This window comes from Crocinitomicaceae bacterium (genome assembly GCA_016708105.1).
In the GTDB taxonomy this organism is placed as follows: Bacteria; Bacteroidota; Bacteroidia; order Flavobacteriales_D; family Crocinitomicaceae; genus JADJGJ01.
In genome coordinates this window covers 336,549-349,424 of record JADJGJ010000004.1, presented here as the reverse complement: position 1 = coordinate 349,424, position 12,876 = coordinate 336,549, and the positions used below count along the sequence as shown (strand labels likewise).

General features: G+C 39.0%; 7 protein-coding genes. 5 read left to right on the top strand and 2 right to left on the bottom strand.

Annotated features, from left to right (window positions below; all coding sequences use genetic code 11):
• Positions 1 to 12: 12 nt before the first annotated feature.
• The 3 genes from hemL to IPH66_17245 are packed head-to-tail and all read left to right on the top strand — an operon-like array spanning position 13 to position 6,173.
• Positions 13 to 1,311 carry a glutamate-1-semialdehyde 2,1-aminomutase gene (gene hemL / locus IPH66_17255; GenBank protein MBK7131092.1) on the top strand — a complete coding sequence of 433 codons (1,299 nt, stop codon included), beginning with the start codon at positions 13 to 15 and terminating at the stop codon, positions 1,309 to 1,311.
• A 30-nt stretch (positions 1,312 to 1,341) separates the two neighbouring features.
• Positions 1,342 to 4,353, top strand: coding sequence for a caspase family protein (locus IPH66_17250; GenBank protein ID MBK7131091.1), 3,012 nt, complete (start codon positions 1,342 to 1,344; stop codon positions 4,351 to 4,353).
• 8 nt (positions 4,354 to 4,361) lie between these two features.
• Positions 4,362 to 6,173 (top strand): hypothetical protein, encoded by a 1,812-nt coding sequence (locus IPH66_17245; protein MBK7131090.1) that lies wholly within the window; start codon positions 4,362 to 4,364, stop codon positions 6,171 to 6,173.
• Here the strand turns inward: IPH66_17245 and IPH66_17240 are convergent.
• Together IPH66_17240 and IPH66_17235 are read right to left on the bottom strand one after the other, a co-directional pair.
• The gene (locus IPH66_17240; GenBank protein MBK7131089.1) at positions 6,160 to 6,969 is read right to left on the bottom strand and encodes a hypothetical protein; all 810 of its coding nucleotides are present in this window, start codon (positions 6,967 to 6,969) and stop codon (positions 6,160 to 6,162) included. The genes IPH66_17245 and IPH66_17240 overlap by 14 nt on opposite strands.
• A gap of 23 nt (positions 6,970 to 6,992) precedes the next feature.
• The gene (locus tag IPH66_17235) at positions 6,993 to 7,688 is read right to left on the bottom strand and encodes a hypothetical protein (GenBank protein ID MBK7131088.1); all 696 of its coding nucleotides are present in this window, start codon (positions 7,686 to 7,688) and stop codon (positions 6,993 to 6,995) included.
• Between the two features lie 242 nt (positions 7,689 to 7,930).
• Here IPH66_17235 and gcvP point away from each other — a divergent pair, with 242 nt between their 5' ends.
• Positions 7,931 to 10,810 carry an aminomethyl-transferring glycine dehydrogenase gene (gcvP, locus tag IPH66_17230; GenBank protein ID MBK7131087.1) on the top strand — a complete coding sequence of 960 codons (2,880 nt, stop codon included), beginning with the start codon at positions 7,931 to 7,933 and terminating at the stop codon, positions 10,808 to 10,810.
• A 91-nt stretch (positions 10,811 to 10,901) separates the two neighbouring features.
• Entirely contained in the window at positions 10,902 to 12,740 is a 1,839-nt protein-coding gene (locus tag IPH66_17225; protein MBK7131086.1) for a T9SS type A sorting domain-containing protein, read from the top strand.
• Positions 12,741 to 12,876 lie beyond the last annotated feature (136 nt).

Sequence of the window (12,876 nt, the reverse complement as noted above, 5' to 3'; positions counted from 1 at the left end):
TTCCATAACTGAATGTCCATGATTTCACGCAAAACCTCAGAACAACTTTTTGAAAAAGCCAAAACCATTTTTCCAGGTGGTGTAAATTCACCCGTGCGGGCGTTCCGTTCAGTAGGTGGTTCTCCCTTGTTTATTGCCCAAGGTGACGGTTGCCATATTTGGGATGAAGACGGGAATAAATTCGTTGATTTTTGCTGTAGCTGGGGACCACTAATTCTGGGGCATAATCACCCGGGTGTGCGCAACGCAATTGTTGATGCGGTTTCCAAAGGAACATCCTACGGTGCTCCTACTCGATTAGAAAATGAATTGGGTGAACTGATATTAAAAAACAACCCATTCATTGAAATGATTCGTTTTGTAAGTTCGGGCACTGAAGCGGTGATGTCAGCCATCAGACTAGCACGCGGGTATACTAAACGGAACAAAATAATCAAATTTGATGGCTGCTACCACGGTCATGCTGATTCATTGTTGGTCAATGCCGGATCAGGTTTGGCTACCCTTGGCACCTCATCATCAGCCGGCGTACCTGATGCATTTTCAAAAGAAACTATTGTTCTTCCGCTCAATGATGAAGAGGCGGTTCTTCAGGCAATTCGTGAATACGGGCATGATATTGCTTGCATCATTATTGAACCCATTCCGGCCAATAACGGCTTGTTATTACAGAAAAAAGAATACCTTGAATTTTTGCGTAAAACATGTACTGATCACAACATCTTGCTGTTTTTTGACGAAGTGATTTCAGGTTTTAGGGTGTCATTCACCGGTGCAGCAGGATATTACGGCATTAAGCCGGATTTAGTAACCTATGGGAAAATTATTGGTGGTGGCATGCCGGTTGGTGCTTATGGGGCTTCAAAAGAAATTATGTCTTGCATTTCACCGATTGGTAATGTGTATCAGGCCGGTACACTTTCAGGTAATCCCGTTGCTATGGCGGCTGGTTTTGCCCAACTGTCTCAATGTCTTCAAAACGACTTTTACAAAACACTTGAAAATAAAACTAAACATTTCGTTGAAAGTATCATGAATCACTCTAAGTCAAAAGGATATGAATTTGAAATGGTACAAATTGGTTCTATTTTCTGGTTAGCATTTTCAACCAATGTTATTCGCAAATCAGATGAAATTAACCCATCAAGCATGGATCAATTCAAAAAATTGTACAGTTTGTTGCTTGATCAAGGAATTTATTTAGGTCCTTCGGGTTATGAAGTTGGTTTTGTATCAGCAGCTCACACACAAGAAATATTGGATGATTGCGCGAAAAAATTCTGCCTTTGCCTTGATCAGGTTTTTGCTTAGCGCTGAATTTGATTATCTTCGGTAGCGAAAATGAAAAACTGCAGTTACCGGTTCATCCTATTTTTTACCGGATTATTTTCTTTACTATGTTCCTGGTCACAGGGCACTGAATTGGCTGTCCAAACAGGTCATTCTGATCCTGTTACGGCACTTGCATTCAGCGCAGGAGACATATATCTTGCCTCAGGTGATACTGATGGGAAAATTGTTATCTGGGATTTGCTTTCCGGTAAACAAGCGCAAACTATTTCAGCACATGACCATGCCATTACTGATTTAATTTTTTTAAAAGATCAGAATCTACTCATTTCATCATCACTAGATAGTACAATAAAAGTTTGGCAATATTTTTCAGCAGAAATTATCAAAGAAATTCAATTTGATTTTGCAGTGAACGATATCCATCTTTCATCCAATGAAAATGAATTGGCAGTTGCCGGAAAACAGGTTTGGTTAATGTCGGTTACGAACATCCTGAAAGATGATAATCAAGCCTTTACCGTTTCTATATCTCACCCTGCGGAAAATAAGTTAGGCAAGCGAATAGGCATTTTTCCAAAACACACTTTTGATGCAGTGTCAATTAGCCCTGATCACAAACATATTGTTCTTGGAGGACAAGAAGAAGATTTCTGCTACGTGTTGGACCAAACCAATTGGCAGCTAATAAAAAAAATACCTGCGCAGGTGAATTCACTTACTTTCAATCCGCAATCTACTGCTGTTTATTTTACATCAAAACATGGTCTTGCCGGTGAGGTGGAGCTGCAAGGCAAAAAGCGCAGGGGAACCAGTAGTGACTGGATGCTTAACACATTTAACGCGGTAATTGCAGATAGCACTATGCTTTATCTGGCTGATAATTCAGGTCAGATTTCAATTATAGATTTAAAAAAATTCAGCTTGAAAAAAATCTTACTGGGAGATCATGATCGTCTGAACGCGTTGGCTTTATCTCACTCAGGTCACTTTCTTGCGTCGGCCGGTGATGAAGGAAAAATCACCATTTGGGATGTTGATTCCTACACGCCCATGAAAGAACTCTATGGAGCTGTGAGTCAAATTAATGACTTTCTTTTTTCAGAAGATGGCAAAGAAATTCTCATTGGTTATCATGATGGTTCGCTTCGGCGTACGCATTTGGTTTCAAATATGAGCATGGTAAACACAGTAAGTCCGTCATCTGATGTGTTGAATTCCAGATTCTCTTGGTCAATAAATCACTTGATTAGCTTTACCCCAGATTCTGCGGTTTGTCTGGTTTACAAAAAGCGCAAATCCATGGATGCTGATAATACTTATGATAAAATTGAAGCCTATGAAGTAATTTGGTATTTTGAGACCAATACCTTAAGCATGACCAAGTGCAAATACCTCACAGGGCGCGCAGTTGAATACATGAGAGATAGAAAAAAAGGAATCAAACATTCCGATGATTTTCTGCTTGAACCCCATCTATCTGATCTGCTGAAAATGGATGGGCTCAATACCAACGAATCAAGTTCTTCACCCGGTGCAGTGCTCGCTAATATTTTAAATCAGCATAATTCAACTAATCAAGTTACGTGTGCTAAATACAATAGCGCATTCAAGTTTTTTGCAACCGCAGGTCGTGACGGACTCATCCGATTTTGGGATGATGAGTCAGGCGAATTGTTGGTCACATTCGGCCCATTCAAAGGCGGGCAGTTCATTTATATTCACCCTGAAGGGTTTTATTTTTCTTCAAAAAAGGCGCTAGATCAGGTTAGTTTTAGAAAGAATGGAAGACTGTATGCGTTTGAACAATTTGATATTCTTTACAACCGACCTGATTTAATAGCGGCCCGACTTCCTTATTACGATTCGCTGTATGTGAACGCCTACCGAAATGCATATTTGAAGCGCCTAAAAAAAATGAATATGCATGAATCAATTCTCTCATCTGAAATTGATGCGCCGGATATTTCCTTCACTAGAAAGCTTGAAAAATTAATCACTGAGAATAAAGTGCTTCTGAGCATATCTTGCTTTGATGCGAATAATGAGTTGGACAAGTTGCATTTGAGAATTAACGGGGTCCCGGAATTCGGAAGGTTCGGAAAAGAAATTTCCGGCATGCAGTGGAAGGACAGTTTTGAAATTGAACTCAACCCGGGCACTAATTATTTTCAGATCCATTGCGTGAATGAAAAAGGCATCTCTTCAGTCAAAGAATCGTTCTCGGTTGAAGCACATAAAAAAGATCCGGGATCTGACTTGTATTTGGTTTCAATTGGAGTTTCAAACTATCATCAAAAGCAATATAACCTAAATTTTGCGAGGAAAGACGCAGAAGATTTAAAAAATTGGTTTTCAAAACCTTTTGGCCCCTTCAACTCAACTAAAACTAAATTATTAGTAGATACTGAAGTGACTCAATCTATGCTTCCTGAAATTATTGACTTTTTATCGCCGGCAGCGGTAAACGATGTGGTAATAATCTTCATTGCCGGACATGGAGTATTAGATGAAAATTTGAATTATTTTTTAGCCACGCATGATTTAGACTTTAATAATCCGGCAGAAAAAGGTATTTCTTATGAGTCATTGGATGATTTGATGGACAAAGTGAAAAGCAGAAAAAAAGTGATGTTCATTGATGCCTGTCATTCCGGTGAAATAGATAAAGACGACATAATAAAGACTGACCTAATAGAAAACGAACAAGGAGACATCAAGTTCAGATCACCGCTCAGTTTTATGCTTCTTGACAGCACGGGTTCATTTGATTTAGCAAAAACATTATTTGCTGATATGCGACTCAACAACGGAACCAGCGTAATTTCAAGCGCGGGCGGCACCGAGTATGCCATTGAAACAGATCAACTAAAAAACGGTGTATTCACTTGGTGTCTGCTTTACGGCCTGTCATCAGGCGCAGCTGATCTCAATAAAAACCGCATTATTACCTTGTCTGAACTGCAAGAATATTTGCTCTTTGAAGTGTCAAAACTAACCGGTGGAAAACAAACACCCACATCAAGGGTAGAAAACCTTAGTACAGATTTCAGAATTAAATAATACGCATTATGAAGAATAAAAACTTGCTTCTGTTGATTCTGGTAATTGTGTCACAACGCGCATTTAATCAAACATTTGATTTTGGGGTGGAAGTTCAACAAAACACCAACCTGGTTAAAAAATACGGTCTTTCTGATGAACCATCAGAGCAGAACAAAGCAATATCAGTACTTGATTTGAATGGAGACACCATGAATCTTTATTTCACTAAATTCTCCATGGTGAACAACTTTGAAATTCCCGTTTATTTCAGATTTAATTTTGGCAGACGGTATTTTATTGATCTTAAACTATCCAATGCTGCACACACGCTAAACATGGAGGGCGTTTCAAATTTTAATCGCTCATACTATATTGATAATTATGGCACGTACGCTGATTTTGTAACCCAGGCGCAGGCCAACGGCTTCACCAATGTTGACACCTCAGATTATCTTAACTACATCAATGCAGCTATACTGAGTAATGAGCAAATAATTAGATCAACAGAAGAGTTCAAAGTGCTTTCGCTTACAGGCAATTTCGGTTTTAGGTTATTGCCACACAGAAGTATTAAACCATATATTACTATGGGCTTTACGGTCAAGGGAAAATATAGAAAATACACCTATCAAAATCTAGATTTTTCAAGACCAACCGTATATGATTATAACGCCATCAATCAAGGTGTAAGCAAATTTGCTGAGAACACCTATTATATTAATCTGGGATTGGGAGCCGAATTCTATAGATTTCGTGCGGGGCTATATTATCAGGGTGGCGTTTCATTCCGTTCTACCAGCGGTATTACCAATAGCACCGTTGTTTATGTAAACCCAAACACACCATTTGAACGAGTTCACTCGTATGGCTTCACCTTTTGTGCCAACTTGTTCTCAGCATCGTATGGTAAAAAAGTTGTCAGAGAAGATATCAGTTCAGATGACATAGTAGTTTCCAATATTGAAAAGAAAAGATATAAATGGGAATTTGGCGTGCGGCTTAACCGTCGTGGCTTCAATGAGGTTAGCACGTTTTATACTGATCCGGCAAACAGACTGTCCGTTATGTCAAGAGATTCAATACTCTATTACAACGGTAGTGAAATACAAAGTGCTGAAAAGGTGCAGGTACTCACTTTTGGTGATGTGAAACGGGTATTTTGGTCAGGTCAACTTGATTTTTTAGCAAGCAGAAATTTTGGAAAACGATTTGCTTTAGAGATATCTATCGGCTCATCAAGTTTAACAACAGACATTGAAACGGTTGAATTCACCGGAACCACAATACATGACACTATAGGTAATTACTGGCTTTTCACAAATAACGAACCCCGCGTGCGGGCAGGAGTGTATCGCAATATTTTCAATTTAACAAATTTTGCCACTGCCCTATCGTTTAAAATTGTTGACCGTGATTTGTTCTATTTTAGTATTGTTGTTGGCAGCGGGTTCACTGCCATGCTACACCGTTCATTACAATTTGTTGATTTGCCAGATGGCGTAAATGAATTGGAAATTTATCAAACCATTGATCAGAATTATTACAACATCGGCAATACTAATATTTATGCTTATCAGGGAAGCATGACATCAGATATCAACACAACCCCTGATGAACTTTTTAATAAATTCGGCAATACTAAACTGAATAGTGATTGGCCAACACCTGAGAAACAGAGGTCAAGCTATCCTATGGTGAAATTAGGTTTTGAAGCAGGCATTGATAGGTTTACGCTGGCAGTATATGTTGACAGAAGTAAAAGTTATATGGATGGATTCCTGCTCAACAAATACGCCTCAATTTATTTTTCAGTGGGATATAAACTCATCCGGAGATAATAATTTGGGCAAACAAAAATAATGCAGGTAATAATAATAATCCATCAACATAAAAAGAGTAGAAGAAATCCCCTTTTTTATTGGGTGCCAAAAAAGTTAAAACTAAGGCAAACAACCCAACCAGTATGGCAGAATAAAGAAATACTATTCCGCTCCAAATTTCAAACCCAACAGAACTTATTACTAAAAACCCAACCAACCACAGAGAGGCCTTTGTGCCTAATATTTGAGGCATGGTGCGCAATGAATGATCATCAATAGCCCGATCACGATAATCAAATAAAATTGCCAGAGATAATATGAAAAAAAACCGCCCCATTACAAAATAGATTAAATGCAAATCAAAAGCATGATTGGAGTGCATGAAAGGTAAGCCCACAGTTACTAAAATCCAGGTAATTGAAACAATAAATGCCTTTGAAAAAGGAATTTCTCTCAACCCGTTAAAACTAGGATGAATATAGCGTCCTGCATATAGCAGAGAAATGGCGCCCACAGGTATCATGAGATAGAACACTTCTGTTTTCAAAAAAAAACAACTTGTTATCGACATACCGGCTGAAAGAAACAATTGCAGAATAATCAGCCTGTAGTTCTTGGTGTAGAAGTCTAGCCATGATGTTTGTAGCGATTGATTTGTTTTTACTTTAATGAATCGTTGAAAAGTATAAATGAAAAGTGAAGAGAAAAAAACAAAACTCAAACAATACGCATCTGGTTTTAAATTCAACAACACAAAATGATACCAGGTGGTTGCAACTGCGCCGGCAGCCAGCCATACATTCGTGTAAACCAAATATCTGAGCGCTGCGATAGAATTTAATACGGGTTAAAAATATAGTATGATATCATTCCGGCACCAATACCAATGGCACTTCCAAGCAAGGAGGCCAAAACACGTTTTTGTTTTGCCACTCTATGATATCCGCGGTAATAACTTGCATCACCAAAAAGATTCTTTTGCAATATCTGATGTTCTTTCAGCCTGAATGAAGGCAAACCCCAAACGGCTGATAATACAATAGGAGAAACAATAGGAAGCAAACTGGGAGCAGAACCAAAAAAACCAACTATTTTACTTGGGGGCGTGAAATTGGCAGCATAAAAATCATCATATGACCTCTGAGAATAATACGTGTCAAGCAGTGAAATTCCATAACCGCACAATAGACCGGTTATAAACGCCACTCTGGGTTTAAAGGTTTGACGCGCATCATAACTGCCAAGGGTAGAATTTTTAGCTTCGTGCACAGTTAGAAAATCTCCGGCAAATTCGTTTTGCAAATACACTACCGTCTCTTGGCCATCATCAGTAAAAGAAAACAACCGATCTGCGGTCAGTTCCATCGGTATTGATTGATTCTTTTTATCAAGCCCCTGATATTTTAAGATTCCATTTTCATAGCTCGTTATTTCACCTCGGTATACTTTGCCGTTGAGCAAAATAATAGAGTCAGATTGTCCAAATACAGGAATAAAAAAGCATGATAACAATAAGCAAATTACAATGCGCATGACAATTATTTATAGGGTAAAGGTGATCATTTTTTAGGTTTCATCATACAATTAGATTAGGGTTTTTAATCAAATGAAAAGAGGCTGTAAACCTGATTATTAAAAATTGTTCATCATATTTTACTCTGCTTAACAGCATTACAATAATTTGTGAAGATAATTTTTGGCAAACCTTTGCGCGTTCCTATTCTCGTTATATTTGCTAATAATAACTAAGAATAATATACTCAAACAATATCCGTATGATTTTTGAAAACAGACACATTGGACCAGACTCTGCAGAGCGCAACTCCATGTTAAAGGCAATTGGTGTAAACTCACTGGATGAGCTCATTGACAAAACAGTTCCTGCCGGTATCCGTCTTAAGGCTCCACTGAAAATTGACAGCGCCATGACTGAGCATGAGTTTCTGGCGCACATCAAAACAATAGCATCAAAAAACAAAGTGTTCAAATCATATCTGGGACAAGGCTATTATAATACCCTTGTGCCTTCCGTTATTTTGCGCAATGTTTTTGAAAATCCGGGATGGTATACAGCGTATACGCCTTATCAGGCTGAAATTTCACAAGGACGTCTAGAAGCTTTGTTGAATTTTCAAACCATGATTCTTGATTTGACAAAAATGGAAATTGCCAACGCCTCGCTTCTTGATGAAGGCACCGCGGCAGCTGAAGCTATGATTATGTTCTACAATTCACGCACACGTGAACAAGAAAAAGCGAACGTAAATAAGTTTTTTATTTCTGAAAACTGTTTTGCACAAACTATAGATGTAGTAACAGGGCGCGCTGAAAACTTTGGTGTTGAAGTAGTGGTGGGTTCACCTGAAAAATTCTCTTTCGGATCTGAATATTTTGGTGCAATTCTTCAATATCCTGACAAAAATGGAGTAGCAACAGATTGGACAGATTTTGTAAATAAATCACACGCCGCCAATATCAAAGTTGGTTTTGCAGCAGATATTATGTCACTCGTGCTGCTCAAAGCACCTGGTGATTTTGGTGCTGATGCAGTATTCGGCAACACGCAACGCTTTGGTGTTCCAATGGGATTCGGCGGTCCGCATGCAGCTTTTTTTGCAACGCGCGATGAATTTAAACGCACTATTCCGGGTCGTATCATTGGCGTATCTGTGGATGTTGACGGTAACCACGCTTTGCGTATGGCTTTGCAAACACGTGAGCAGCATATTAAACGTGACAAAGCAACTTCCAATATTTGTACTGCTCAGGCTTTGCTTGCAGTAATGGCGGGCATGTATGCGGTTTATCATGGGCCGGTACATTTAAAAGAAATTGCGAATGAAATTCATCAGAAGGCCGGTTTGATTGAATCACAATTAAAAGCAATGGGATATCAATCTCTCAATGCTACATTTTTTGACACCTTACACATTGCATTGCCTGCAGGTAAAACTACTGCAGAAATAAAAACACTGGCTGAATCAGCAAAAATTAATTTGTTCTATAAAAGCAATACAGAAGTAACCCTTTCGGTTGATGAAACAATTAACGCTGACGATGTAAACAATTTACTACAGATGTTTGCTAAATTGGTGGGCAAAACTGCTACTACCTTAACCAAAGAAAATTGGCAAGGCGTAAAATCTGCTTCATCAGGTTTGATGCGTACTGATAAAATTCTTACTCATCCCGTGTTTAATTCGCATCACTCTGAATCAAAAATGATGCGCTATTTGAAAAGTTTAGAGAATAAAGATTTGTCACTGGTGCACAGTATGATTTCATTAGGTTCATGCACCATGAAACTAAACGCGGCTTCTGAAATGATTCCGCTTTCATGGCCTGAGTTCAGTGACATTCACCCATTTGCACCGGCTGATCAAACTGCGGGCTACTCAGAGTTAACTTCAAAATTGGCTGAAGACTTATGTGAAATTACCGGTTTTGCAGGTATGTCACTTCAGCCAAATTCTGGCGCTCAAGGTGAATATGCCGGCCTCATGGTTATCAAAGCATATCATGAAGCAAATGGTAATCATCACCGCACTATTTGTTTAATTCCGGCATCAGCCCACGGCACCAATCCGGCATCTGCGGCAATGGCAGGCATGGAAATTATTGTTGTGAAATGTGACGAAGATGGGAATATTGATGTTGCAGATTTAAAAACTAAAGCTGAACAGCATAAAGATAATTTGAGCTGTTTAATGGTTACCTATCCATCAACACACGGAGTATATGAAGAAACCATCGTAGACGTGACAACCATTGTTCACAATAACGGCGGATTAGTATATATGGATGGCGCCAATATGAATGCACAAGTTGGATTGACAAATCCGGGAAATATTGGAGCTGATGTGTGTCACCTCAACTTGCACAAAACTTTTGCTATTCCTCACGGAGGCGGCGGACCAGGGATGGGACCAATTGGAGTTGCAAAACATTTGGTAGATTTTCTTCCTGGAAATCCACATGTTAAAGGTGTAGGTGGTAAACAAGCAATTAAAGCAGTTTCATCTGCTCCTTATGGAAGTGCATTAATTCTCATTATTTCATATGCGTACATTAAAATGCTTGGTTCAAAAGGACTCACTGAATCAACTAAAAACGCCATTTTAAACGCGAACTATTTACGCGTGAAACTTGCCGCGCATTATCCAATTTTGTATACCGGTAAAAACGGAACAGTTGCACATGAAATGATTGCTGATTGCCGTGACTTCAAACGCACTAGCGGTGTTGAGGCAGGTGATATTGCAAAACGTCTGATTGATTTTGGATTTCATGCACCAACAGTTTCTTTCCCTGTTGCAAATACCTTGATGATTGAGCCAACTGAGAGTGAGGACAAGGCAGAACTGGATCGCTTTATTGAAGCCATGATAACCATTCGTCAAGAAATTGAAGAGATTGCCTCTAAAGGACTTGACCAAAATAATAATCTACTTAAAAATGCACCTCATACTGCAGCATTAGTCACTTCAAGTGATTGGAATTTACCTTACTCAAGAGAAAAAGCTGCGTACCCTGCGCCTTACCTGAAGTCTAATAAATTCTGGGTTTCAGTTCGTCGTGTTGACAACGCGTACGGTGACCGCAATTTGGTTTGTTCATGCTTACCAATTGAGAATTATATTACAGAAACAGTCTGACCTGTATAAAATTAAGCCTGACAGCCTGCCATTTGGTGGGCTGTTTTGTTTTAATTTTCTATCTTTACGCAGTTATAAAATTAATTTAGCTATGAAAAAAATCTACACATTGGTAGGTTTTGCATTGGTTTCAGGCATGTTGACAGCACAAACTCCATACGCTGTTCATGGTCAATATCAATTTGCAAGTACTACCAAACATGCTCCAAACGGAATTACGTTTGTTGATATGCGTGATGCAGCAAATCATTATGCTGATCGCGTAGTATTCTACACCGAAGATTTTGATGCAGGATTCAACGGATGGGTTGCACAAACTCAAAGTGGTCCGGTTGATTTCGAAATCACAAACACAGGTCACGCCAATGATGCAGGATCTACGTTTGTTATTCCTGCTCTGTTAACTTCAACCCCAACAAACTGGGTGTTGTTTGATTCAGACTCTGATGGTTCATCAGGCGTTCAGGAAGATGCAACATTGACTTCACCTGTAATTGACCTTGTAGCTTTAGGTGCGCCTGCTGCGGGTCCATACCAATTAAAAGTTGAATTTGAACAATTCTATGCCGGGTGGCAATCTGATACTTTGTTCCTTGCCGTATCTGATGATGGCGGTACAACATGGGATGAAGTTGAAATCATGAATAACAGTGTTGGTCGTGAAGGACGTCCAAACCCTGAGATTGTATCTATCAATATTTCTCCATATATCACTAATGCATCAAACGTAAAATTACGTTTGCGTTGGACCGGTAACTGGGATTACGGTTGGCAGTTTGACAACATCACCATTTCAGAATTACCTGATAATGACATGAAAATTACGTCAACATTCCACGGTGACATGGTGAACGCTTTCATGTATTCTCAAGTGCCTTCAAACCAAGTAGTGCCATTTACTATTGGTGCTGATGTAAAAAACATTGGGTTCCTTGACCAAACTAACGTGAAAATCAACTGGGAGATTTTTGACCCATCAATGACATCTTTAGGAAGCGGAGTTTCAACTGCAAGCATTGCAAACCTTGCAAATAATGAGAACGACACAATCTGGGTAACAACTGCTATCACTCCATCTGCACTTGGAAATTATACTATTGAGTTTGAAGTTATAGCTGACGCTACAGATGATGAGCTTGCTAATAACACCATGGATAATGAAAACTATTCAGTAACAACATACACGTATGCTACTGATTATGGCAACCCAACTGCAGCGTTCTATAACTGGGCAGGAAACAATGATGGTGCTTGCTCAATCGGAAACATCTACACCATTGAAAATGATGATGTGATTGGTGGTATTACCGCTCGCCTTGACAATAACGTGGTTGTTGAAGATCAGTTGATGTATTATCTGCTTTATAAATTTGACGGTTCAACTTACGTGTACGAAGATCAAACAGCTGATTACACAACTGTAACCGGAGACAATGGTCAATTCATTACCTTATATTTTGACGGTCCTATCACGGCAACTGCCGGTGATGCATTCCTTGCAATGGGTGCTCATTATGGCGGAACTGAGAGTGTTGGGTTTGAAATGGGCGGTGCATTGATGCAAGGATCTGTTGCAGGTACTGATGAAGCTACTTCATTGGTTTCTCTTTCAAGTCCATCGGCTCCATTTGTACGCCTATTATTAAATGATTTCACCAGCACTGAAGAAATGACTGTTTCAGATCGTTTTGATGTTTATCCAAACCCTGCTAGCGAAAACATCACTGTTAGCCTGACTTTGAATAAATCAGAAAACACTGTTATCAACGTATTGGACATCACCGGTAAAATTGTTGCCACTATTAATGTAGGCACAGTAAACGGAGATAAAAATGTAGTGATTTCTTTAGATGAATTCAACTCTGGAATTTACTTCATTGAACTCGTTAACAACGACGGAAAACAAGTAAAAAAATTCGTGAAAAAATAATTCACCTATAAGTTTTTAAAGAAGGGCTCTGGAAACAGTGCCCTTTTTTTTATGCCACACAACATCACAGGGATGATAATAGAAACCATAGCGTAACAAGGTATCCTTTGCTGAATTTGAGGTAAATTTGTTTAAA

Coding starts and splice junctions, on each gene's coding strand:
- hemL (MBK7131092.1), top strand. CDS start 13: ATGTCCATGATTTCACGCAAAACCTCAGAACAACTTTTTGAAAAAGCC.
- IPH66_17250 (MBK7131091.1), top strand. CDS start 1,342: ATGAAAAACTGCAGTTACCGGTTCATCCTATTTTTTACCGGATTATTT.
- IPH66_17245 (MBK7131090.1), top strand. CDS start 4,362: ATGAAGAATAAAAACTTGCTTCTGTTGATTCTGGTAATTGTGTCACAA.
- IPH66_17235 (MBK7131088.1), bottom strand. CDS start 7,688: ATGCGCATTGTAATTTGCTTATTGTTATCATGCTTTTTTATTCCTGTA.
- gcvP (MBK7131087.1), top strand. CDS start 7,931: ATGATTTTTGAAAACAGACACATTGGACCAGACTCTGCAGAGCGCAAC.
- IPH66_17225 (MBK7131086.1), top strand. CDS start 10,902: ATGAAAAAAATCTACACATTGGTAGGTTTTGCATTGGTTTCAGGCATG.